The organism is Robertmurraya sp. DFI.2.37 (assembly GCF_029211245.1).
GTDB lineage: Bacteria > Bacillota > Bacilli > Bacillales > Cytobacillaceae > Robertmurraya > Robertmurraya methanolica_A.
In genome coordinates this window covers 50,354-75,350 of the sequence record NZ_JARGEJ010000016.1, presented here as the reverse complement: position 1 = coordinate 75,350, position 24,997 = coordinate 50,354, and the positions used below count along the sequence as shown (strand labels likewise).

The window sequence follows — 24,997 nt, the reverse complement described above, 5'->3', positions numbered from 1 at the left end:
ATCTAGGCTCATTTGAGGAACGATACATATTTTTTGGATGGAGGGTCCCGCATGGAAAAACGCAATAATGTTTATTTTTTTCATAAGAAAGATGCTGAAATGGTAAAAAAAGTCCAACCATTTTATGAGCATGCCAAAGACTACGGTTTTGAAATTGTTACTGATCATAAAAAAGCTAATATTATTGTCAGCTTTGGTGATGACGGTGCCTTTTTACAGGCTGTTCGAAAAACAGGTTTTCGAGAAGACTGCCTTTATGCAGGAATTTCTACAAAGGAGAAGCTCAATATTTACTGTGACTTCTATATTGAAGATACAGCAAAAATTATTGAGGCAATCTCCACTGCCCAAATCGAAATCCGACGTTATCCAACAATTGAAGTGACCATTGACAATCAATTTTCTTTTCAATGTCTGAATGAATTTAGTGTACGTTCCTCCATTATTCAAACAATCGTAATGGAAGTTTTCATTGATCAATTACATTTTGAAACTTTTCGCGGCGACGGGATTATTGTTGCTACCCCAACTGGAAGTACCGCCTATAATAAATCCGTAAACGGTGCTGTTGTAGATCCCCTGCTGCCATCCATGCAAGTAAGTGAGATCGCCTCATTAAATAATAATCTTTACCGAACACTTGGCTCCCCATTTATATTAAGCAGTGATAGGAAGCTAATGATTAAAGTTGTTCAAGATGGCAATGATTACCCAACAATGGGGATGGACAATGAAGCACTCAGCATCCAGCATGTAGAGGAAATCATGGTTCAACTTAGCGATAAAAGAATCAAAACGGTTAAATTAAAGGATAACTCCTTCTGGGAAAAAGTTCAAAGGACATTCCTATAAAATAAAAGGCAAGCATAACGATGAAAACCTCGAGCCACTCACTCGAGGTTTTCTGCTACACGCCTAAGCCGCTACCCTTTTTCCATTTTAATTGCCTGCTCAATATTTTTGTCTTCGATAATGAATAAATGGTTAATGCTCCCCAAATGAAAATAAAGGATAATAAATGGGTTTTCGTAAAATGTTCCCCATAAAAAAAGACTCCCAAAATCAGCGTTAAAGTTGGGGCAATATATTGAATAAAGCCCAACATCGATAGCGGGATTTTTTGTGCCCCTTTGGCAAAATACAATAGAGGCAAGGCAGTGGCGGCTCCTGCTCCAATGAGCAAAAGATCTGTTGTAAAAGAAGCCGCTAAAAACATATTTTGCTCTTGCACAAACAAGTAAATAACATAACCGAGCGCCAGCGGAGTTACCACCATTGTTTCAAGTGTCAAACCAATCGTTGAATCGACCTTAATAAGCTTTTTAGCTAACCCGTATAATCCGAAAGAAAATGCCAACGCTAAGGCGATCCAAGGTATTTGACCATATGATATGCTTAAAATTAAAACCCCTACTGTCGCCATAGTAAAGGATATATATTGCAGTGGCGAAAGCTTTTCATGTAAAAAAATAACGCCTAGTAAAACACTAACCAGCGGATTAATATAATAGCCTAAACTAGCTTGAATCATTTGATCGTGATTGACGGCCCAAATGTAGACAAACCAATTTCCGCTCACGAGAAGAGAGGCCGTTATTAATGCCCAAAGTCTTTTCTGATTTTGCTTTAACCCCTTTAACGTTTCCAGAAAGAGCGGCCATTTTCTTGTCAAAAGGAGTAATAATACCATTAAAACAAAAGACCAGATTACCCTGTTAGCCAGAATCTCATCCGCATTGACGTGTTCAAGGAGCTTCCAATAAATCGGTAAAAGCCCCCATATTAAATAAGAAAAAGCCGCCTGTAAGACCCCAACCTTTACTTCGTTTTCTTTCATTTCTTTTTGCCTCAATTCTTCTAGTTTCGAAATAATTCCATTATAAGGGCAATCTCGAAATTCTTCCAGATTATTTACTTATACGAACTAAATCTTTTTTGTTCCGTAATTGTTATATTTTCCTCCCGCCTATAAACTATATGACCACCTATCACAGTGCTGTCCACATTAATGTTTACAATTTCATCACTGTGGCAACGGAAAATGTCCTGCTCCAAAATAGTAAAGTCGGCAAGATATCCTTCTTTTATGAGCCCACGCTCCGTTTCATGACAAGCTGCCTCAGCACTTCCCTTTGTATATAAGGACACCGCCTCATAGAGCGACAATGCTTCTTCATGCTGATACACCTCATTCGTTTGTTGACTTACACGAGCCACAGCTGCATGAATTCCCAGCAACGGACTAATTTCTTCAATCGGTGCATCTGAACCTCCTGCACAAGGGATTTGCTCTTCAAGAAGTGTTTTCCAAGCATAGCAATAATCGAGTTTATTTTCACCAATTCTATCGATTACCCAAGGGAAATCAGATGCTAAAAAGCCCGGCTGGATATCTAAAACCACAGGTAGCTTCTTAACTCTATCAATCAAATCTCTTCTTAAAATTTGGGCGTGGATAATCCGATCCTTTCCTTTTCCCTTTAACGGATGCTCTTCGATCGACCGAACAACCATTTCAAAAGCTTTATCACCAATCGCATGAATAGCAACGGGCATTTCTATCTCTCTTGCTCTAGCCACCAGTTGATTCAATTGTTCTTGTGAAAATATCGCTACTCCGGATGTTGTTGGGTCGTCAGCATATGGATGACTTAATAAAGCAGTTCTTCCTCCTAGTGAGCCGTCGGCAAAGATTTTAATCGCACCAAATTCAAGCCATGGACTTCCCTGCAAATAATGCCCCGCCGCCCGTTTAAAATCCTCTAATACGGCATAATGAACGAGCAAGTGAGCACGAAAAGATAGCCCTTCCTCTTCAATCACCTCTTTATAGATTTGGTAAGTTTCCTCAAAACCATTATAATAGGATAAATCTTCTGTATGGACTCCGGTCAGCCCTTTTGTGTAGGCATCCTTAATCGCGTGTTTTAGCACTTCTTTTAATTGCTCTTTTGAGCGATTTGGGACAGCATTTAAGACCATATCTTGCGCCTTTTCTTTAAATACTCCATTTAAACGTCCCTCTTTATCCCTCTCAATTACGCCTCCTTGAGGCGGATTAACGTCTTCTTGAATAGACACTTCCTCTAGCGCTAAAGAATTCACAACGAGGACATGTCTACAAATTCTTTTTAGTAATACTGGATGGTCTGGCACCACTTCGTCAAGATCGTTACGCTCAATCGCTTTGGCATCCCTCCATAAATTTTCGTTCCATCCTTCTCCAATGATCCATTCTCCAGTTTGAACCGTTTCCGCATAAGCTTTGAGGGCCTCTAGAACAGCAGCCTTTGAAGTGCACGAAGACAGATCTAGTCGCATTAGCTTTTCACCATGACCAATTAAATGGATGTGACTGTCTACAAATCCGGGAATCATCGTTTTACCGTTTAAATGACAGCTCTTCTCAATCATGCGATGATATTGCTGCTCTAGTTTTTTCCTATCCCCCACCGCAATAATGCGGTCATTTTCGGTTAAAACGGCTTCTACAATATGTCCTTCCTTTTGAAGGGTATATATGGAGCCCCCATGCCAAAGAATTCCCATTATCCATTCTCCTTTTCCGTACCATTTTTTCCATTTTACCATCTGCTCTATTGCTCGTCTCACATTTCTTCGAGCATTTTAACAGCTTGCCTTTGAAATCGTTCTCCTTCAAACCATTTAACTATCACGACGAAGAAAGCAGACGAAACGATTCGCCTGCCAATGATGCCTTTATCAATATTTATTTTTGCGCTGCCTGCTTCAATTCTTTTTGTCTCAATTCAATTCTTCTGATTTTCCCAGAAGTCGTCTTCGGAAGTTCTGCAACAAATTCAATCTTCCGTGGATATTTGTAAGGTGCGGTCAAGCTTTTGACATGGTCTTGAAGTTCTTTAATCAAATTAGCATTTTCGCTCTCAGCCTCATCTTTTAACACGATAAAGGCCTTTACAACATGACCTCTAGTTTCATCAGGACTAGCGACAACAGCACATTCCTTAACCGAAGGATGCTTCACAAGGGCATCCTCCACTTCAAACGGCCCAATTGTATAGCCGGAGCTAATGATAATGTCATCACCTCGACCCTCAAACCAAAAATATCCATCTTCATCTTTTTTTGCTCTGTCCCCAGTGATGTAATAATCTCCACGGAATTGCATCGCTGTTCTTTCCGGATCTTTATAATAGTGCTTAAATAATGCTGGTGTATCGATATGAACGGCAATATCTCCCACTTCACCAGGTTCACATGGTTCCCCTTCCTCATTAATAATGTCCACTCGATTTCCCGGAATTAGTTTCCCCATTGAACCAGCTTTTAATTCCATACCTTTTGTGATCCCCACAAGCAAAGTGTTTTCCGTCTGTCCGTATCCATCCCGGACTTCCACATTAAAATATTCCTTAAATGTATCTATCACATTTCTATTCAATGGTTCTCCAGCTGAAACCGCACTGCGCAAATGGGTAAGAGAATAATCCTGCAGATTTTCTACCTTTGCCATTAGACGATATTCCGTAGGTGTACAACAAAGAACATTCACCTCATATTTATCGAGAAGACTCAAGTATTTTTGCGGCTCGAATTTGCCGTTATAAACAATCCCCGTAGCACCAGTTCCTAAAACGGAAAGGAATGGACTCCAAATCCACTTTTGCCATCCAGGACCTGCAGTGGCCCAGACAGTATCACCGTCTTCAATGCTTAACCAATTTGGAGCAGCAGCGCGCAAATGTGCATAAGCCCAGCCGTGTGTATGTACGACGCCTTTTGGATTTCCAGTCGTTCCCGATGTATAAGAAAGAAAAGCCATGTCTTCTTTATTCGTATTTGCCAACGAAAGTTCCTCTGATGCAAATTCCATTTCCTTGTCAAGATGAATCCAACCTTTAGCCTCTTCACCTACAACAAATTTAGGAAGTTGCTCTATTTCATCAATACCTTCAAATTGGTCAACATATTGGTAATAACTAATGAGTGCCTTAACATCTCCATGATTGATTCGATATTGTAAATCCTTTGTTCTTAACATCTCTGAACTTGGTATGACAACAAGCCCCGTCTTTAATGCTGCAATATAAACTTGATATGCCTCAATCAATCTAGGAACCATGATTAAGACAACATCACCCTTTTCTAAACCACTTCCCAGAAAAACGTTTCCAATCTTATTAGCGTTCCTCAGCAATTGACGATAAGTAATTTCCTTTGTTGCCCCTTCCTCCGATTCCCATTTAAGAGCAAGCCTTTTTGGATCCTCTGCATATTTTTCCATCTCTGAAACTAAATTATAGTTATTTGGTGCCAAAAGATCTTCTCGTTTCATCCTAACTCCCCCTAAAAATTTATCTTCCACAATGGGTTTCATTACAACCATTGCGCTCACCAGACACTGGAAGGATCAAAGATGCATATCACTATATTATTATCTAGTCATAATAGTTAGTGTCAATCATATTTTACCTTGTCTCACTTCAAATTACTAGATGGAATTTTCAAAATTTACTTTCAATATAATTTTTATGAAGCTTTTTCTAAAGCTATAACCGAGAAAGAAATACAAAAAGGAGCAAGCCGAAGCTTGCTCCTCGTAGCCATTTTTTATTTAGTTTTTATTTGAAGCCTCCGCCTAATTGTGATTCTGCCATAGATACAAGGCGTTTTGTGATTTCTCCACCAACTGAACCGTTAGCGCGAGAAGTAGTGTCAGCTCCAAGATTTACGCCAAATTCAGTAGCAATCTCATACTTCATTTGATCTAAAGCTTGCTGAGCACCTGATACTAGTAATTGATTTGAGCTGCTGTTGTTTGCCATAGAATATCACCTCCTTGTGAATATAGAATGTGTTATCCTGATGACCTTCATTCAATTTTGCTGTTGGTAATTGTTCACAAATTAGAAAAGCCTATACACCTTGCAAACATTGAGGACTATTTTGAGAAAGGCGTGCATTCAATTAATGCAAACAAACTATTGTTTGCTGGCTGAAAGGTCGTTCACACTAATCGATTGCCAAGATGAAAGAAATCTGTTCAAAAGAGCTCTTCTATTTCTGCCTCCTGCCTTGGGCTAATCCGAATCGTTTCCGTGTTCTGCACCGCTGCTTGAATCAATGGTTCAAAGTCAAAAAAGCTCTCATAATATTCAACCTTTTCCTTTTTTGGCTTCGTTTTCGGTGAAGCTGGTACAAAAACAGTGCAGCAATCTTCATAAGGCTGGATGGAAATATCATGGGTATCAATCTCTTTCGCAATTTTAATTATATCTGTCTTATCCATCATGACTAGTGGTCGAAGAATCGGAGTTGAGGTTACATCATTAATCGCATACATGCTCTCCAATGTTTGGCTAGCGACCTGTCCTAAACTCTCACCAGTTACAATAGCTAGCCCTTCGTGTTTGGCCCGTAAATGATCGGTTATTTTCAGCATCATTCTGCGCGTTGTTGTCATCGTATAATTTTCTGGAATTTGTTTTTGAATTGCTTGCTGTGTCGCTGTGAACGGCACAATATGTAAAGTAAAATATCCGCCGTTTGCCTTTGCAAGCTTCTCTGCCAATTCGATCACTTTTTGCTTAGAACGTTCACTTGTAAAAGGGGGGCTAAAAAAATGTACTGCCTCAACCTCTAAACCGCGCTTCATCGACAAATACCCCGCTACTGGACTATCAATCCCTCCGGAAAGCATGAGCATCGCTTTTCCGCTTGAACCGATAGGCAAACCTCCTGCACCTTGAATATTTTCACATGACAAATAAGTCGCTTCTGAACGTACTTCCACTCGTAGATCGATATCTGGGTTTTTCACATCTACTCTCAAATTCGGAATATTTTTCAACAAATGAGCTCCGAATTCCTGATTCAATTCATTCGTATCAAGTTCATACGTTTTATCTGCCCTCTTCGCGGTAATCTTAAAGCTTTTTCCCTCTGTATAAACCTCCCGAAAAAGCGTCAGAGCTGCGTTTTTCATTTCCTCTAAATCTTTACTCGTTTTAACTGCTGGACTGAAGGATTGAATGCCAAAAATTCCACGTATCCGTTCAATAATTTCTTCGCCGTTATCCCCATTTAAAACGATATACATCCGTTCTCTCTGACCTTGAACCTTAGCATTAGGAAAGTCGCTTAACGCTAGTTGAATACTTTTTTTGAGTTTTTCTACAAATTTATGGCGATTTCTTCCTTTTGTAGATATTTCACCATAACGTATTAAAATTCGATCATAATTCATCTTAGTTCATAACCTCTTTCAATTGATTTACCGTTTCTTTTATCGCCTTGACCACAACAAGTGCCTCTTCTGTTGTATTTTCATAGGATAAACTGATTCGGACTGCACTCTTTGCCACCTCTTCATTTACACCCATGGCCATTAATGTACTGCTGGCAGACTGTTTTTTTGAGGAGCATGCACTGGTCGTCGATACAAAGATATCTTTTTCCCCTAAAGCGTGAACAAACACTTCAGCTTTAAAGCCTTTTAGAGAAAAATTAATGATATGTGGTGCAGATCCTTGTGCTGGAGTATGAATAATAACCTCTTCCAGCTCTGAAATTCCTTGAATAATCGTTTTCTTAACCTGTTGAAGATGAGTCAACAGCTTCTTTTCATTTTCTAACGTCAGCCTTAGCGCTTTTGCTAAGGCAACGATTCCAGCGACATTTTCTGTCCCACTTCGATGTTTACGCTCCTGATTGCCTCCTGTTAATAACGGTGAAATTTTCACGCCATCCCGCACATAGAGAAGTCCCGTTCCTTTTAAACCATGAAATTTATGAGCTGAAAAGGAGCAAAGGTCAATCGAGCATGCTTGTAAATTCAATGGAACCTTTCCAATTCCTTGAATATTATCAACATGGAATAAAATTTTCGGGTAGTTTTTTAACAGATGGCCAATCTTTTCTATCGGCTGAATCGTACCCACTTCATTATTAACATGCATGACAGATACAAGAATCGTATCCTCTGAAAGAGCTTGTTCAACATCCTTCACTTGAACCCTGCCTTCTTTGTCAACCGGCAGGTAGGTTACACGAAATCCAAGCTCCTCCAACTGGTGAAAGGTCTCTTGAATCGAAGCATGTTCAATCGCTGTCGTTACAATATGATTGCCCCGATTTCGGTGCATTAATGCTGCACCTTTTACTGCTAAATTATTGCTCTCCGTTCCACCGGATGTAAAGATTAATTCAGATGGTTTTACTTCAAGTAACTCGGCAACTTGCTTTCTTGCTATATTTAAAAGCTTTTCTGCTTCACCGCCCAGCCGATGTAACGAAGATGGGTTCCCGAAATATTCGGTCGTAACTTTTATAAACGAATCGACCACTTCTTTATATGGTTTTGTTGTCGCACTATTATCGAAATATATCATCACTTTCCCCCTAAATTAGGTACTCATTTTTAATTAAGCATGGTCTTATCAAATTATTGCTTTATTACATTGATCTCTTTCGCTAACAGTAAATGTTAACATATATGGATTCATTTGAAAATAAACGTGATTATACGCAGAATAGGCACGATAAAAAAGCTGACTTAAAAGGATTTTACACGACCTTTTAAATCAGCTTTTTACAATTAATTAATAAGCATGTTCCTCAATCAAAGCTTCTATTTTTTTCAAGGCACCTGGTTCGATTTCTTCAATCGCTGTAGCAGCCTGTTCCAACGCTGCTTGATAGTTATAACCACGGAATGATCTTTCCGCATCTTTTAATCCTTGATCAACTGAAGGATATCTACTTCTATATCGATTTCCATACTGAATCACTTTCTCCACAAGCATAACTGTTTCCACAATTTCATTTGTCATATCATGTGTTTTTTCAACATTGATTACGGCAGCATCGAGAACCTTAAGGACGGTAGGGATGTCCAACGGCTTTTCTTCAAGCTTCTCTTTCACGTCATTGATGCTTTCTTTAGCATCTTCAAAAAGCGCCAAATAATCATCCGGTAAACCAGGAATATTATTTTGCGAAACCAGCTTGATCGACTCAGCCATTTTCCGCGATAACTCTTGAACCTTTTCCCTCGCTGAAAGTTCATCTTTTCTCAGCATTTGCAGATTTTCTTTAAATGTTACATATTCAGTACTGACAGTTTCTAATTCGCTATTTATTGCCGATAGTTCCTCTTTTAAAAGTGAAAAGGCCGTTTCATCTTTGAGGATTTTATGTTCTAATAATTCATATCGTTTCTGCAATTGGTGCAGCAATTTCTCCATCTGTCCATGTTCTTCAAGTTTGCTTTCTGGAAGATGGTAGCTGTGTTTAATAAGCTCGATTTCATTTCGTAGCTCATCACTTGCATGGATGGTTATTTGCAGCAGCTCCTTCGTTTTCACTTCTGTTTCCTTAATGAATTGCTTTGCAGCGACTTCTGCTTCCAGTAAATCATAAAGGAATTCGATTCGTTCTTTAATATCATCTAGACCCTTCTCAACCTCTTCTGTTTCTGTTTTTTCAAGAAACTGTTTAAAGGCCTCAAGTTCCTTCTCGATTTTTTCAACCTCTTTATCTAATTGAACATGCTCTAAAATATAGCCTTGTTCCATCATTTCGCGAAATCCGTCTTTTAACTCCTCAAGTTGAGCAGGAACCTTTGATTGACACTCTACGAGTAAATTAGGAATTTTCTCTAACTTCATGGTTACAGCTTCAAGCTTTGATTTCATTGACTGGACAATTTCATGGGCTTGCAAATAATTCCCACTATCTGTAAGCTCATCGAACTCTTGAAAATTTAATTGAAGGTCATCAAGCTGAGCTTCTAAATTCTTTTCCGCAATCCCATAGTTTAGATTATGAGCTAAGAGCGTTTTTTTACTTAAGCGATACGTTTCTTTTAGCTCTTCCATTTCCAGTCTGCTTTTTTCTTCGCTTCCAACCAATTCTGTAATTTCAGCAATTAATACTTGAATATTATTTTCTGTTTCTTTTAAGTCATTTTCTATTGCAATCAGAAACTTCTTTGCCTTGTTAAAACGATACTTGTCTATGTAATCCTCAGCATCAAACAGATAATCTTCTACATCAGGCAGGCCAGACGTAACAATCTCATCCCATTCTTTTCTCCATTTTTCAAAGAACTCTTCTGTTTGACCCGTCATGTTCAGCTTCTTTACTTTCGACATTTCCTCCAATACGGGGCGATTCATAATATCAATTTTCCAAGCTTCTAAGCGATCGATTTCTTTATAAAATCTCTTTTTTATAAAATAACCTGTTATATATAAAATAAGAATCAAAACTAGTGCGCCGATAATATATTCCATCTTAAGCCTCCTGTCCAGCTCAATAACTGGGCCCGAAAAAATCTGTTTTCAACAATAGTCCCTAAAACGGGAGTGTTTATGTTAGAATTCTCAAACTTATTTATTATTTCTTTTGCTAAGTCTGGTGTGCATTTCAATGTTTTTATGATACCATGTAAACGACATTTTTTGACTATTAATTTCAAAATTTTTGTATTAAAACCGAGAAAAATTCATTACTTGAGATGAATAACACCTTATTTCGACTATTAAATTGGTAAATACGTTTGAGGAGGCTTGATAAAAATGGTTAAAAACGGGCATATCCACACTCCTTTTTGTCCGCATGGAACAAAGGATGCACTGCAGGATTATATCGAAAAAGCGATTCAATTAGGCTTTACGGAAATTTCTTTTACGGAGCATGCTCCTCTGCCAGATGGATTTACCGATCCTACTCCTAATCAAGATAGTGCGATGAAACTGGAAAAAATCGAAGAGTATCTTCAAAGCATCCATACTTTGAAGCTCGCTTATAAAGGTTCAATCCGTATTAATTGTGGTTTAGAAGTGGATTATATCGAAGGATTTGAAAAGGAAACCGCTGCTTTTCTCAATCTTTACGGTCACAGGCTCGATGATGCCATCCTTTCGGTTCATTTCTTAAAATACGGCGCCAACTATGATTGTTTAGATTACAGTCCTGATGCCTTTGCAGACATGGTTGATAAATACGGTTCTCTCCAAGCTATCTACCAAAATTATTATCGAACTTTGCGGAAATCCATTGATGCTGACCTCGGGCCTTATAAACCAAGGCGCATTGGCCATATGACATTAGTGAAGAAATTTCAACGAAAATTCCCATATATAGATGAGCCAAAACAAGAATTGCTGGAAATTCTTGATGCTGTCAAAGAAAAAGACTATGAGCTCGATTATAATGGAGCAGGAACAGCAAAACCATTATGTCGTGAAACCTATCCACCTGAATGGGTTGCCAAAGAAGCTATTAAACGTGGAATCCCCTTAATATATGGGTCAGATGCCCATCAAGTAAAGGAACTTAAACAAGGCTATGAGAATTTAATTAGCAGCTTTGCTTGACTATATTCACTTTTTTTTCGATTGTGAGTGGGAACCCATACATAAAATGACACTTGATATATGAAGATCAGGACCATTACCATTGTTAGAGCCATGATTTTTTCAAACAAAGAGGAAAGAATCTCGATTTACTAAAGGAAAATTGTTTACAACCAATGAAATGTTGACTGTAAGAGCACTTTTGAATTTTTGAATTCAGATGGAGAAAGACATAGTAATCATATTCGTAATAAAGATGCTAGCGGATTCAACTTGTTCATTCTATTTACAGTTGCAAGTGTTGAAAAAGGTCAAGAACCTGGAGCTTTTTGGGAGAGATTAAACTTAAATGCAGGTGATCATTTGAGAAAAATATGGAAAAGAATTCTATTGGGTATATTAGGTATTTTTATATTACTCATGATAATTGGGGCTATTAGTTTTTATTCACTTTAACTCTTAATTATCAACTTCAATTTCAAGTAGAGGAGCGATTAATCATTTAGATTAGTCATCAGTTTATCGATAAAGACATCGAGAGTACCACCTTTCGATGTCTTTTGCATTTTTGGATGAATTTGTAGTTAAAATCCGTTGCTTTCCGGGGAACAGGCGGTGAGCTTCCTCGGAGCAGTCGCTCTTACGCAATACTCACCTATCCTGCAAATCCTTCCAATTTCACAATTCATTAAGTGTTGTTGGGAGTTTTTCTTGACCGCATAAGCTATATGATCGTAAAAGGCTTTCTCATTAGAGCAATCCCTAAAGCTCGGCTGACAACGTCAGGAAAATAAACATTAGTTATTGGCTGCCGATAAATTAGGGCTTGGGCGCCGGCAAATGACACCTTGAAACCATCCGTTGATATCCTTTAAGTATCTTTTGACAAAATATTTTTCATTCGGAAGAACTTGCAGAACTTCCGTCAAGTAGTAACTATTTAAAAACGGCATAGTAATAAGGCTCTTATATTGAATCAGCATATAATTGATCGAAAAGGATTGAAACTCTTTTGAACGAATTCCCTCTTCAAATACAAGTTTCAAGAAATATCTCTCCTTCAAAATATATGTTGCCATCACCTCTCTCACCATCTGTGAATCAATCGATATTTCTCTAAGTACAAGTCTTGTTAGATGAATATGTTGACAGTGAAAATAAAGAATTTTCTCTGTTATATGCTGGAGCTGGCTTAATGCCCCTTCTTTCATTCCCTCATAATATCCCTCTTCAATCAGCTGCAAATACTGTTCAAAATAAGTGGTCAAGCAATGCTCTAGAAGCCCCTCCTTGCTTTGAAAATAGTATGAAATATTGGAAACATTCACTCTTGCCTTGCCTGCAATATCTCTAATTGAAGTCCCGTTAAATCCTTTTGTGTTAAAGAGAAAGATCGCTGCTTCAAGAATGTCATTTTTCGTATTTTGGACCATTTATACCACCGCCTTATCCACCAATTTACACACATCTATTTCCCTCTTGTAAGACTTCTTTTCTTTCTACCATTTTCCTCTATAAAAAAATAGACAAAGTCTCCTATTTTTCTACCCGTTTTGATACAATAAAGGCAATTTCTCAGTCATTATTATTCGTTTTTTATCATAATATGTGGCATAATGAATAAATCATTTTTCAGTAATTAGGGGGAGAATCATGTTTAAAGTCCAATCATATGATGGCAATCGCCAAGATCAATACAATCTCCTTAAGAAGCAGCTTATTGCTTTACTAGATGGAGAATCAAATCAAATTGCCAATTTAAGTAATGCTTCAGCTCTTTTGAATCAATTTCTAGATAGAATTAATTGGGTTGGATTTTATTTAACGGAGGAACAGGAACTTGTTTTAGGACCTTTTCAAGGCTTGCCAGCATGTGTAAGAATCCCATTTGGAAAAGGGGTTTGCGGCACAAGCGCAAGTCAAAAGAAAACACTTCGTGTTGAGGATGTCCATCAGTTCCCAGGGCATATTGCTTGTGATGCAGCTTCGCAATCTGAAATTGTTATCCCACTGATTAAAGATGGGCAAGTAATCGGGGTCTTAGATATCGATTCTCCAGAAAAGAATCGCTTTGATGAAGTCGACCAAGAAAATTTGGAAGCTTTCGTTGAAGAGCTTGTACGTTATGTCTAAATTCTATGAAGGCTGCTGAAGGATAGACTCGAGATAAAAGACTCTGTCTATCCTTCCTCATCGGCAGTTTTCACGAAATTGCAATGATAAGAGATAAGACAAAAGCAATGCTCGATAATGGCGTCATCGTATATTTCTCTTTCCGGCTGGTTGAGAGCAAATTAGCGATTGTATTGAGTCCTAAAAAGATTGTGAAGACCCAGACAATTGTGTTTGTAAAGGATAAATGGAAAACAGTGAGGACTTCTACATGCTCAAGAATCACGATGATCATGAATAAAAGGATTAGAGCATTAAACACACTTACAATCCGCAATGTATAAGGTAAAACCTTATGTTACCCTCCCATCGCATATTCTCCCAATGGATAACCAAGTGAAAGCAGGACCTGAAATACAGCGATCACGAAAAATAGAAAGGCTAAAACAAATCCTGAAATAAAAATATAATCCAATTTCATTTCACCTTCTTTCCGCTAGTTACTAAAATACTTTTAAACGTTGCTCCCTCTTCAACCTAACCAAATTTTCAAAAAGCCGCTAGGGACTGGAGGCTGATATGGAGTATCGCTTCAGACTGAGTACTGAGAACAAATAGCTGGCGGAAATAAACAGAAGCTTCTTATGCGTTATTTATTTATAGCCTAAAAAAAGAAAGTGTTTTTCAAGCTCGCTTTCTGAAATACTTAATCTCTCCGAAAGATCCTCTGTTCGCAATACATACTCTTTCACTCCAATGAATTCCGATTCCACAATTACGTAAAACCGGGTTCCTTTTTTATACCCTTTAAATTTATTTTTTAATTTGTATTTCTTCATTTTCTAACCTCTAATATCGAAATATGCAGACAAGAACATAGATAAAAAGACTATTCATTAAAGAATAGCCTTATGTGAATGATGCGATTATATTAGCTGATTAATTCCTCATCTTCCTGCACTACTACTTTATTTTTTCCTGTTTCCTTAGCCAAATATAAAGCTTGGTCAGCCCTTTTAAATAATTTTGTGAAATTATCATCGTTTTCCTTTGTCCAGTAAGAAACTCCACAAGATATTGTAATGCGAGGAGCAGTTAACTCGTTTACTTTAGCCACCAATCTTTCCGCAATCGTTACGGCTACATGAAGTGGGATTCTTGGCAAATAGATGGCTAACTCTTCTCCACCCCATCTTGCACCAATATCAGTGTCTCTTATGTTATCATGGATGATTGACGCCACTTGAATGAGCACTTCATCGCCAACTTGATGACCATAAGTGTCATTGATCTGTTTAAAATTATCAATATCGATCAAAATAAAAGTTCCAAAAGCATCCTCAGACATAGAACGATGAATGTTCTCATTTAAAAAGTTGCGCGAGTGAAGCTTTGTAAGATGATCGGTAATGACCATTTTTTCTAATTCCTCTCGCAGCATGGAATTGGAAAATGCTAGTGTAGAATGATGAATCAATGATTGCATTAGTTTAAATGTTTCAAAAGAAAAATGGTACGGCAACCGGTGCAAAACTAAAGCAAAGCCCATGATTACATCTGTTTGTACCATTGGAACAGCCATTACGGAACGATAGGAAGTCGAAACGTTTTCTAAAATTAAGTCACCTAAAAAGATCGAATCTTTTTCATTCTTTATTTTTTTGGCAATATATTGAAGATATTGTTCAGCATCTTTAGAAAAGAAGAAATCAGTACTTCCTTTAAGAACTTTTATTTGCTCAAAATTCTCAGAAACAAGAACAAAACCTACTTCTTCCGCTTCAAAGGATGTCAAAATCTGCCCGGTCATAAAATTAATGGTCTCAGTAAGGCGCAGATCAGAATTTAATCTGCGGGTTGTTTCGTTAATCAATTGCAAGTCAGCAATTAGCTTTCTTGATTGCTGATATAACTGAGCATTTTCAAGAGCAGATCCTGCAGTATTAGCAAGTAGTGTTATAAATTCCACCTCATTATTGGGAAAGGCCCTTGTATTTGGGGCAATAACTTGCAGTACACCATACACTCCTTGCTTCCCCTTTAAAGGTGCATAAAGAATTGATTTTTGTTCTTGAACGGAATCCTCCAATTGAATTGCACCTGTAACATATGCCTGCATGGCAGAGATGTTTTCGCTATCATATTCTAAATCCTTAATAGGCAAGTTGGCGTGATTATTATTATCATGGGACAACATTAAATAATACGTAAAGCTAGGATAAACCTCCTGCAGAGTAAAAATAATTTCCCCTAACACCGCATCCATATCCATCGACGAATGAAATTTTTCCGTTACCCTAAACAATTGTTTATATCGTTTTTCTTCAAAGATCACTTCACAAATCCCTTTTGCCTTAAGAAGGAATTTAGAGCACTCCTCACCGATCTTCTCCAAAATCGGATCAGAAAAATGAAGCTCTTTCGATACATCTTTTATAGCAACATAGCCAAGCTGTTCATTTCCTCTTCTCATCGGTAAAAGCAGATCATATTTCTCAAAATTTGTAAAAGGAATCGGTTGGCGAATGATAGACTTGTCCAAAACATATTCATTAAATTTTTCACTGTTAAAATGCGGAGAAAACTCCATAGCTTCTGCCTCTTCACTTGTTGAAGCGACTACATACATTTCCTTGGCACAGTCATGAAAGTTGAAAAATGTTAATTCCTTAGAGTGAATAAAATTTTGGATGACAAACAGCATCTCCCTTAGTATTTCTTCATAGGAAAGAATACCTTTGTCCTCGTGTATTAAATCGAAGAAGCGACTTTTTAGGTTCATTATTATCTCTTTTTCAAGCACTTTCATTCTATCATCACCTATTATCATCCGTTTTCTTAAACGATCGCTATACTTTTATTATATAATAATGCGCAGTGGATTTTTGTCATTTTTTTGTCAATTTAGCATCAAGAATTGATATTTATCACAGCAAAAACAAGGCAAACTGAGTCTAAACTCCTATTTCATCCACCTAAAAGTATCCTAAAAAAAGGCAAAAATCAAGATCGTGCTTGTACATTTGTCATAGACACTCGTACTTCTATTTAAGACAACCATTCCTATTATACCATATAAGTCTTATGGATTATTAATGTTCTTATTCTTTTTTTATTATTTCCTTGACTTCTCTTCCCAATTATAGATATAATATTCTTTGTGTAAAATATCGCAGCCTATGTGAACACCTTTTATGTTTTCATTTTGTTCCTCAATCTGAAGTCTAGCTTCAGGGGCCATCGGCTCCTAACGCATTTCGATGATGGGGTACTGCGTAACCCTCTGCTGCGAGGGCGAAGGTACTTGAAAACAAAATGAGCATAATTGTTGCTGTCACGTCTGTTTTTATTTTACCCAAATAAAAACATAAGGAGGAGTCTTTCATGGCTCGTTATACAGGTCCAAGCTGGAAATTATCTCGCCGTCTAGGTATTTCATTAAGCGGTACAGGTAAAGAATTAGAAAAGCGTCCATACGCTCCTGGACAACATGGTCCAAACCAACGTAAAAAATTATCAGAATACGGTTTACAATTACAAGAGAAGCAAAAGCTTCGTCATATGTATGGTGTGAACGAGCGTCAGTTCCGTAACCTATTCGACAAAGCTGGTAAAATGGCTGGTGTACACGGTGAAAACTTCATGGCTCTACTTGAGTCTCGTTTAGATAACGTCGTTTACCGTTTAGGTTTAGCTCGTACTCGTCGTCAAGCTCGTCAGCTTGTAAACCATGGTCATATTCTAGTGGATGGTAAACGTGTAGATATCCCATCTTACCGCGTAGTTGCTGGTCAAACAATCGGCGTTCGCGAAAAATCACGTAACCTAGACATCATTAAAGAAGCAATCGAAGTAAATAACTTCGTACCTGACTTCTTAACTTTTGATGCTGATAAACTAGAAGGTACTTTTACTCGCCTTCCAGAGCGTTCTGAACTTCCAGCTGAAGTGAACGAATCTCTAATCGTTGAGTACTATTCTCGTTAATTTAATTGCTATTCAATTAGCGACTACCGAATCCCTAGAAACATTGTTCATTCAATGGTTCTGGGGATTTTTATTTATTTTCTGCTTTGTAGAATAATGTAATTTCCCCCACTTATTTGGGGGTACTTTTGGGAGATTCTCTTAATTAAGTGGACAGGCGCTCAATTTAATTGTAGCTCATAAAACGACCTGATCATGAGGGAGTTTCCCACACAAGCTGAGAAATCCTCTTTTTCGATTTTCACTCATTGTAAAAATACATAACTTAGGCTGCGATCCAAATCACTTTTTTATCTCCGACCACATCTTTTATACTTTTGGATTTTCTTCTTATTGTCTTGTATGCTCCTGATATATGCAATAAAACCCGTTTTAGTAGATGAGTCAATTCCAACCTAAACCACCTATAAAGTATTTTGTAACGCTTAAATTATCCAACTAAATTCCTCCTACCTTGTGTTTATATGAAATGCGGGTAATCCTCAAACATGCCAATATGATCATCCTGGGAAGCAGCATATTCCTTTTTGGTCATACGCAAGCAATGCCTGCACATTAATGATGAATCCTCCATACACAAGGTGATGGTCGAACTTTATCAGTTAATTCGCCGCAATAATCGCACTCAGGAGGCTGTTTCAATAAGCTCTACCAGCCATTTTTAATCCATTATCTAAAAAGTTTCCCCTATAGAATCCTCACATCTTGGAAAAGATAGGAATGAGGTGATTACATGGAAAAAGAAGATTTAAAACTCACATCTTCCGAAATAGGTACACTATGGGGAGAATATGTTAACGGGACCGCCGTTGATATTGTAAATCAATATATGTTGTCCACCATCGAAGATGAAAAAATAAAGATGCTTTTCGAAGACGCAGTAAAGATATTTGGTAAACAAAAAAATCAGATTAAAATTTTTATTGAAAAAGAAGGATTTCCAATTCCAGTTGGTTTTACTGATTCGGATCTAAACAAAGGTACCGAAAGATTGTTTTCTGACATTTTTTGTTTACACTATTTACATATTATGACCCTGCATGGCTTAATTGGGCATTCTACTTCACTAAGTTCTTCTGTAAGAAAGGACCTAAGATACTTCTATGATTCATGTAATAATGATGGAATTAAAATGTACCATCAAACTATTGAATTACTACTTGAAAAGGGACACTTCCAAAGAGATCCCTACTTCTACCCTGATAAAAGTCCTGAATTTGTTTCAGGTCAACAATTTTTAGATGGCTATTTTGGAGAAAAACGTCCGTTAGCGGCAACAGAAATTATTGCACTATCTCTTAACTTAAAAAAGAAAATAATGGAAAAATCTCTTTCAATTGCATTTAGTCAGGTAACACAATCACAAGACGTTAGGAAATTTTTAAAGAATACTCAAAACACCTCAGATCAGCAAATTCAGTTGCTAAGTAAAATTCTAAAAGGAGATAATTTACCTGTACCTATGTCTTGGGAATCAGAGGTTACCACTTCTCAAGATTCACCCTTTTCGGACAAGTTAATGTTGTATCACATTGGGTTCTTATTACAATCTGCACAATCTTATCATGGAGCTGGGCTTGCATCTGCAATGCGGCTAGACCTTGTGACAACTTATGAGAAAATCATATTGAAGAACCTTATGGTCACAGAAGATTGGTTTAATATAATGACCAAGTATAAATGGCTAGAACAACCACCACTTGCTCCAAATAGAAAGAATATTAGTAAAGAAAAGTAAAATCTATCATGTCCTCTTTATGAGGGCATTTTGTTTTGAATTGAAGTAAGAACACAGTCATTAGTTTTAATTTTCTCAGAGTTATCACTGTCTACAGCAAAAGCAGCAAATGTAAATGTAGAATCAACTGAATTTAAAGAGAAACAACAAATTGTTGCTGAGTCTCTGACTTTTGAAAATGGGATTTATTCAATTGATTATCAGAAAGCAAAAGAAAAGCTCTCTGATAAAGAAATTGAGGAAATTAGCTTATTCTTTAAGAATGTCGATAACGAACAATTAGAAACTGTAGCAGGATTTTTAAATCCAAGTGAAGAGGAATTTTCTATACAAGCACTTCCTGTTATAGTTGTAGCTTTCCTAGCCACATTATCTGCATTCGTAAGATGGGAACTAGCATCAAATATCACAGCTGATTTCTATCAATGGGGAGTTACATCTGCATGTAAAAAATGGAAAGATGTTAAAATCGTAAAAAGTTTCTGTACAGCTAACGACTATCTTTAATACAAAAGAGCTTCTCCGAAATTAGAGAAGCTCTTTTGTTAGTTAATTTTAGCTTTCTTACTTATCTTGAATAAAGTAGATGCTCCCCAGTACAGAAGTCCAACTCCTGAAAGAAACACCAAAAACATCCCTCCGAAGAAAAAAATTGCTTCCAAGGATAACACTCCTTCCCTTCAGTAAGATTTTATCACATTTTATAATTCTCAAAAATAATCCAAAAACACCAAAAATATATTAAATTTCCGTTAATTAGCAAATAATATATAATTTATTAGTTTTTATAATATTTGTTTAGATGATCACTCCATTTATCATGATTAACCACTCAAAAAAATCGCAATATTCTTGGTCTTTATGTTGAACTTTTCAGTTACATCATCTTCATTTGCTTTAGAACGATCGCCTATTGTAAAAAGGAATATCTTAATCCTAATCATCCTAATGCTCTGGGCACTATATTAATAGAGATTGAATCAGGAAATGGGGAATTTCATATTGCAGCTATCCCAGCAGTAGCAGGAGTTTATTTTATTGTATAGGTCAAATTGCTTTAACTGCAACTGGAGCTCTAGTTATTGGTGAAGCGATAATTGCTGCTGGATCATGGTTGTCTAATCAAGTAAGTGCATATTTTAGAAAAAAGGCAGCTGAAAAAGCTGCAGCAGACATTCCTAAAAGCAAAAAAAGTCTGATATTGCAAGTAATATCGAAAAGCAGCGGAACTTTTACCATCGGAAAATGGAAAATAGATAAAGACGAGTCTGGTCATACGGGCTATAATGGTAACAAAAGAGCTTGGAAAGTTGGTAATACTAGTACTAAACGAATAGCATCTCTAGATAAATATGAAAATATTATTGGGGATTAAAGGAGGATTTTATGAAGCAAATTAAATTTTTTGATTGGAATGTAGATTTACAAGAAGGATTGTTTCCTGTTACTGATCCCAATGAAAAAAAATTAGTTATCTTAGAGGACGCATTCGAATTGAATGGTGTTCTTTGGATTGATGAGAATGCAAATCTTCAGATTAAACCAACCTGGGACTGTGTAATTACAGTCAATGCAGAAAAGAAAATTATTACTATTCAACATGCTGATAAAGTCTTCAGAAATGAAGAGGAGTAATTTTACATACTGATAATATGTAGCCCTTCTAAACGGAAGGTTTTTTTATATGGAATCAATTCTTATGTACCTATTCTATTCAGCATTTAATTCAACGTACGGCTATCGTTAAAATACTAATCCACATTGGGAACGACAAAGTAAGCTGACTTAGAAATAATTTGTTATTATTATTCGTAGGATGGGAATATCATTAAACACGCACTTGGACTACGAAGCGGAACTAATGTTATTGAAGGGGGAAAAAAATGGATTTGCTTATATTTATTTTAGGAACTGTTTTATTCATCGGATCATTAATCTATCTTGTTGTATCACTGCTTAAAAAAACCTTTGTAACAAAAAGATTTTTCACTCTTATTGCCTCTGGTTTTATTTTAATGCTAGTAGGACTGTTTATGGCCGATCCGGAAATTGACCCAACCACAGAATCAGAAAATCAAGAGAGTGAACCTGTTGGAGCCAACTCACTCGCCACTAGATCATACTTAGCTTAAACAGTAACAATGTCGCCCACCCGCATTTTGATTTGAGTGGAACGATAAATAAAAGAATAATGAGTTTATGCTGTAGCATTTAGTCGTAAGGCTAGCTGGTTTAAACGTAAGCAAGATGTGGTCTTCTAAAAATACTTTCAACTTGTTTCAATTAAAGGTGTTTAACAAATCATATAGCTTCATTATTGAAGGTCCAAAATTCTATTTAAATCCTGCATAAAGGAGTTAAAAATGCAACAAAAAAGCGAGGATGAACTTAATTCATACCTCGCTTTTCCCTTTATTAATGTTCTGAAGGAATCCCCATTAGTGGTTTAATTACTGAATGTTCTGAAGGAATTCCTGCAAGTTCATACGTTGCACTATGTTTGTGTTCAGAAGGTATTCCTGCGGAAGCACTTGAATTAGAAAATGAGAAAACTAGACCTAATAACGAAACAGCCAACACACTTTTCAACATTATTTTTTTCAAAATATCCTACCTCCTAAATTCCTTATTCTACTATATATTACCACTGATGTAGTAATTTGTCTTTTTCATTTTCAATAATTTTTATAAATTTTTTATTTTCCTGCACTTTAAGGATATATATTGCTCTATCTAAATACTCTAATCCTTCCTCTTTACGAAACAATTTAATTAGATTTTCACCAGTCTGATAATATAAACTTGATAATAAATATATAAGCTCATGAGTAATACAATACTCAATGCCTGTTTTGCAATAAATTAAAGATTCCTCATATTGACATACTTCTGTTAAAGCCTGGGCTAATCCAAAATAAACTCTTATCTTTCCTCTAGGATCAAGAATATCTGGAAGACTTTCAAAATAATCTAAAGCCTTTTTGAATATTGATATCGCTTCCTCAAATTTATTAGATTCCTTATGCAAAATGGCAATGCTTGTTAATATTTCAATTTCTCTTTCATTAAAATCTTCTCTTTTTTTATTCGTAATATCAATGGCTTCATACAATAGCTCCAATGCCTCGTCCAGATTTTTCTCTAAGTAAAACTTACAAATCCCTTGATGCCAAATGAGAAATTGTCTTAAGTGATCGGTTTGAAAAATCGGGTTGCATAATTCTTTATCTAAAATCTCTTGGATTCTTTCATAATCCCAATCCCTTTTATATCGATTAATCAATCGAATAACCGCATTTGAATAATTGATAGAGGACTTCGAGGCAACGTTAAAAAAATAAGCTAAGTCGACATTCAATTTTCTCAATAGTGAATTCAAAGTTTCGAGATCTGGGTATGAGACTTGTTTTTCAAATGAACTTAGTTCTTCTTCTGTACACACACCTTCTGAAAGTTCTTCAATCGATAATTTTTTGTATTCACGAAATGACCTTAATGTGTCTCCTATTAGATATGTGTTCAAACTATTCATTTTTATCCCTCATTACAGATAATTTAAATTACTCGTTTGCCATTTTCACTTTAATCCTTTAATATCATTCTACTAAAAAGTTCTGAAAAGTACATATTTTCAGGGGCCTTTTCACAAAGAAACCTGTCGCAATTTTCGACAGGTTTCTTATTTCTTATTCAGTTTCGTTATTCTTATCAGCTTTTCCTAACTCATCTGTTAGCTGCTCAATGCTTTCACGGATATTGCCTTTGCCAGAAAAATTCTCAAGTAAATTCTTGACATCAATACCTGAAGAGGCCTTGAGCGTTTCTTGAAGGGATGACATTAAGCTTGTCGCATAGCCTGTTACTTTGTTGGCGCCACCGTTTTCTCCATTTCCACCAGTGTCCACCACCGTTATCTTATCAATATTGCCCAATGGACCGGCCACTTGTTTCGCATATTCAGGAAGCATACGGACAATCATATCGATAACCGCAGCCTGCCCATACTGTTCGAATGCCTCGGCAATTTTGCGTTTCGCCTCGGCTTCGGCAAGACCTTTTAGACGGATGACATCTGCTTCCGATTCCCCTTGTGCTCTTTCGGCTTCGGCCTTTGCCAAACCATCCAAACGAATCTTTTCCGCTTCCGCCTTTGCCAATGATTCAATCCGGTACTGATTCGCATCTGCTTCTGCTAATTGCTTCGCCTTATCTGCAGCAGCTGCCTGCTCAACTGCATAACGATCCGCGTCCGCTTTCTTTTTCACTTCTGAGTCATATTGGCGTTCACGACGCAATATTTCTTTCTCTTCAAGCTCAATTTGCTTTTGACGCTCAATAATGCGGATTTGCATTTCTTGCTCTGTAACTTCTTGCTTCGACCGCGCTGTTTCTAAATCATACGCTTGGTCGGCACGAGCTTTGGCAATATCCTGTTCACGGCGATAATCAGCCATTTTCATTTGATTTTCTTTTTCTGCCTCGGCAATTTCTGTTGCTCTTTCAAATTCAGCCTTTTTCGCGTCTTTATCAGCTTCTGCCCGTTTAATTCTCGTTTCCTTTTCCGCTTCCGCTGTCGCAATGTCTGCATCTCTTTTGACTTGAGCAATTCTCGGCTTCCCTAATGATTCTAAATAACCATTTTTATCTCTAACATCCTTGATTGTGAAGGAAACGATCACAAGACCCATTTTCGCTAAATCCTGCGAAGCAACCCTTTGCACTTCTTGTGAGAACTTATCTCGATTTTTATAAATTTCTTCGACCGTCATCGAACCTAAAATCGAGCGAAGATGACCTTCGAGAACTTCTCTAGCTTCATTTTCGCGGTCTTCCTTCGGCTTTCCTAAAAATTGTTCCGCTGCTGTGGCAATTTCTTCTATTGAACCGCCAATTTTAATAATTGCTGTACCATCAGCCATAACAGGAACACCTTGCTCCGTATACACTTCAGGTGTTGTCACTTCCAGTTTACTAGACAATAGACTTAACGGTTCTGCTTGTTGAAAAACTGGGAGAATGAAAGCTCCACCACCGCGAATAATCTTGATTTTATTGCCGGATTCATCCACATGGACATTTTTATTGCCTAAATAGCTTCCGGTTACGATTAATGCTTCATCTGGTCCTGCAGTACGGTACTTTGTTACAAATACTGCAATTAATGCAATTAATAAAAAAGCGACAATTCCAATAACGACTAAGATCGGTAACATTTAACTTCCTCCTATGCTTTTAAAATGAGAAATCCTCTTGTGTTTCATGGGGCACCACATGAAGCACTCCGTTTTTTACTTCGATAACGAGAACATGCTGTCCTTCTTCAATACTTTCACCTTTAAAGCTAACGGCAGATTTCGCAACCGTTCCACTTGCACTTTTCAACATTACTTCACCAAACCCATCTTCAGGAATTGGTATGATCACTTTCCCAATTCTCCCTCTCAAGGAATTTGTAGAATACACCAGCGATTCTTCAGCGGAGGACAAAGGAATAAGTACAAAAATATTAAGCAATGTATCTAATAATAAAGCTATAAGGATCGAAATGATGATGACTATAATGCTGTTTAATGAAGTCAGCAATTCAAATAAATAGCCACTTGCGGAGAAAAACGTAATAAAAGCGAGAATAAGAGCTGGATTAATGAACGGGATTAGCTCAGTAAGTCCTTCAAGTAAGTCACTAAATAAAATGTATAGCAATGTTAAGGCGCCGGCTATGATTAATGTTATTAAGTAAACAGACTGAATAGACGTTCCGAACAGTTCCATATGTATCACCCTCTTTCTATAAACTAATTACCATTATCAACAAATA

At 37.0% G+C, this 24,997-nt stretch carries 23 protein-coding genes; 9 read left to right on the top strand and 14 right to left on the bottom strand.

The genetic code is table 11. From position 1 onward, the window contains the following. The first annotated feature begins 51 nt into the window (after positions 1-51). Positions 52-852, top strand: a complete 801-nt coding sequence (locus PZE06_RS11045) for an NAD kinase (RefSeq protein ID WP_150915725.1) — start codon at positions 52-54, stop codon at positions 850-852. Between the two features lie 55 nt (positions 853-907). On the opposite strand, the gene rarD is transcribed toward PZE06_RS11045, so the two are convergent. The 7 genes from rarD to ezrA form a co-directional block, all read right to left on the bottom strand. Continuing rightward, positions 908-1,837, bottom strand: a complete 930-nt coding sequence (gene rarD, locus PZE06_RS11040) for an EamA family transporter RarD (RefSeq protein WP_150915724.1) — start codon at positions 1,835-1,837, stop codon at positions 908-910. Between the two features lie 74 nt (positions 1,838-1,911). Further along, complete coding sequence (locus PZE06_RS11035; protein WP_150915723.1) at positions 1,912-3,549, bottom strand: amidohydrolase; 1,638 nt, start codon at positions 3,547-3,549, stop codon at positions 1,912-1,914. Between the two features lie 181 nt (positions 3,550-3,730). Continuing rightward, positions 3,731-5,317 carry an acyl-CoA synthetase MbcS gene (gene mbcS / locus PZE06_RS11030; protein WP_150915722.1) on the bottom strand — a complete coding sequence of 529 codons (1,587 nt, stop codon included), beginning with the start codon at positions 5,315-5,317 and terminating at the stop codon, positions 3,731-3,733. Between the two features lie 286 nt (positions 5,318-5,603). After that, positions 5,604-5,807, bottom strand: a complete 204-nt coding sequence (locus PZE06_RS11025; protein WP_095314720.1) for an alpha/beta-type small acid-soluble spore protein — start codon at positions 5,805-5,807, stop codon at positions 5,604-5,606. A 218-nt stretch (positions 5,808-6,025) separates the two neighbouring features. Then, positions 6,026-7,228, bottom strand: a complete 1,203-nt coding sequence (gene thiI, locus PZE06_RS11020; RefSeq protein ID WP_150915721.1) for a tRNA uracil 4-sulfurtransferase ThiI — start codon at positions 7,226-7,228, stop codon at positions 6,026-6,028. Position 7,229: 1 nt separating this feature from the next. Next, positions 7,230-8,372 (bottom strand): cysteine desulfurase family protein, encoded by a 1,143-nt coding sequence (locus tag PZE06_RS11015; RefSeq protein WP_150915720.1) that lies wholly within the window; start codon positions 8,370-8,372, stop codon positions 7,230-7,232. 210 nt (positions 8,373-8,582) lie between these two features. Further along, complete coding sequence (gene ezrA / locus PZE06_RS11010; RefSeq protein WP_150915719.1) at positions 8,583-10,277, bottom strand: septation ring formation regulator EzrA; 1,695 nt, start codon at positions 10,275-10,277, stop codon at positions 8,583-8,585. Positions 10,278-10,562: 285 nt separating this feature from the next. Here ezrA and hisJ point away from each other — a divergent pair, with 285 nt between their 5' ends. Together hisJ and PZE06_RS11000 are read left to right on the top strand one after the other, a co-directional pair. Further along, positions 10,563-11,363 carry a histidinol-phosphatase HisJ gene (gene hisJ, locus PZE06_RS11005; protein WP_150915718.1) on the top strand — a complete coding sequence of 267 codons (801 nt, stop codon included), beginning with the start codon at positions 10,563-10,565 and terminating at the stop codon, positions 11,361-11,363. A 189-nt stretch (positions 11,364-11,552) separates the two neighbouring features. Next, complete coding sequence (locus tag PZE06_RS11000) at positions 11,553-11,798, top strand: hypothetical protein (RefSeq protein WP_150915717.1); 246 nt, start codon at positions 11,553-11,555, stop codon at positions 11,796-11,798. A gap of 341 nt (positions 11,799-12,139) precedes the next feature. On the opposite strand, the gene refZ is transcribed toward PZE06_RS11000, so the two are convergent. Beyond that, positions 12,140-12,775 carry a forespore capture DNA-binding protein RefZ gene (gene refZ / locus PZE06_RS10995; protein WP_150915716.1) on the bottom strand — a complete coding sequence of 212 codons (636 nt, stop codon included), beginning with the start codon at positions 12,773-12,775 and terminating at the stop codon, positions 12,140-12,142. Positions 12,776-12,995: 220 nt separating this feature from the next. Here refZ and PZE06_RS10990 point away from each other — a divergent pair, with 220 nt between their 5' ends. Continuing rightward, positions 12,996-13,475 (top strand): GAF domain-containing protein, encoded by a 480-nt coding sequence (locus PZE06_RS10990; protein WP_150915715.1) that lies wholly within the window; start codon positions 12,996-12,998, stop codon positions 13,473-13,475. A 632-nt stretch (positions 13,476-14,107) separates the two neighbouring features. Here PZE06_RS10990 and PZE06_RS10985 read toward each other — a convergent pair. Both PZE06_RS10985 and PZE06_RS10980 read right to left on the bottom strand, forming a co-directional pair. Then, the gene (locus PZE06_RS10985) at positions 14,108-14,293 is read right to left on the bottom strand and encodes a hypothetical protein (protein WP_150915714.1); all 186 of its coding nucleotides are present in this window, start codon (positions 14,291-14,293) and stop codon (positions 14,108-14,110) included. A gap of 92 nt (positions 14,294-14,385) precedes the next feature. Continuing rightward, positions 14,386-16,263, bottom strand: coding sequence for a sensor domain-containing diguanylate cyclase (locus PZE06_RS10980; RefSeq protein ID WP_150915713.1), 1,878 nt, complete (start codon positions 16,261-16,263; stop codon positions 14,386-14,388). Positions 16,264-16,838: 575 nt separating this feature from the next. On the opposite strand from PZE06_RS10980, the gene rpsD reads away from it, so the two are divergent. The 5 genes from rpsD (at position 16,839) to PZE06_RS10955 (ending at position 21,311) form a co-directional block, all read left to right on the top strand. Continuing rightward, positions 16,839-17,441: a 30S ribosomal protein S4 gene (gene rpsD, locus PZE06_RS10975; RefSeq protein WP_150915712.1), complete on the top strand. Its 603-nt coding sequence runs from the start codon at positions 16,839-16,841 to the stop codon at positions 17,439-17,441. A 733-nt stretch (positions 17,442-18,174) separates the two neighbouring features. Then, the gene (locus PZE06_RS10970; RefSeq protein WP_150915711.1) at positions 18,175-19,179 is read left to right on the top strand and encodes a DUF3231 family protein; all 1,005 of its coding nucleotides are present in this window, start codon (positions 18,175-18,177) and stop codon (positions 19,177-19,179) included. Positions 19,180-20,293: 1,114 nt separating this feature from the next. Then, positions 20,294-20,554 carry a hypothetical protein gene (locus PZE06_RS10965; RefSeq protein ID WP_150915710.1) on the top strand — a complete coding sequence of 87 codons (261 nt, stop codon included), beginning with the start codon at positions 20,294-20,296 and terminating at the stop codon, positions 20,552-20,554. Positions 20,555-20,565: 11 nt separating this feature from the next. Beyond that, positions 20,566-20,814 (top strand): hypothetical protein, encoded by a 249-nt coding sequence (locus PZE06_RS10960; RefSeq protein WP_150915709.1) that lies wholly within the window; start codon positions 20,566-20,568, stop codon positions 20,812-20,814. Between the two features lie 248 nt (positions 20,815-21,062). Further along, a complete protein-coding gene (locus PZE06_RS10955; RefSeq protein ID WP_150915708.1) occupies positions 21,063-21,311 on the top strand; it encodes a hypothetical protein in 249 nt (82 codons plus the stop codon). 283 nt (positions 21,312-21,594) lie between these two features. Here the strand turns inward: PZE06_RS10955 and PZE06_RS10950 are convergent, their stop codons facing one another. From PZE06_RS10950 to PZE06_RS10935, 4 genes are all read right to left on the bottom strand, one after another. Then, a complete protein-coding gene (locus tag PZE06_RS10950) occupies positions 21,595-21,783 on the bottom strand; it encodes a hypothetical protein (protein WP_137744302.1) in 189 nt (62 codons plus the stop codon). A 37-nt stretch (positions 21,784-21,820) separates the two neighbouring features. Then, positions 21,821-22,711 carry a helix-turn-helix domain-containing protein gene (locus tag PZE06_RS10945; protein ID WP_150915707.1) on the bottom strand — a complete coding sequence of 297 codons (891 nt, stop codon included), beginning with the start codon at positions 22,709-22,711 and terminating at the stop codon, positions 21,821-21,823. A 154-nt stretch (positions 22,712-22,865) separates the two neighbouring features. Then, complete coding sequence (locus tag PZE06_RS10940) at positions 22,866-24,392, bottom strand: flotillin lipid rafts scaffold protein FloT (protein WP_150915706.1); 1,527 nt, start codon at positions 24,390-24,392, stop codon at positions 22,866-22,868. A 19-nt stretch (positions 24,393-24,411) separates the two neighbouring features. After that, positions 24,412-24,951: an NfeD family membrane protein gene (locus PZE06_RS10935; protein WP_150915705.1), complete on the bottom strand. Its 540-nt coding sequence runs from the start codon at positions 24,949-24,951 to the stop codon at positions 24,412-24,414. Positions 24,952-24,997: the final 46 nt, after the last annotated feature.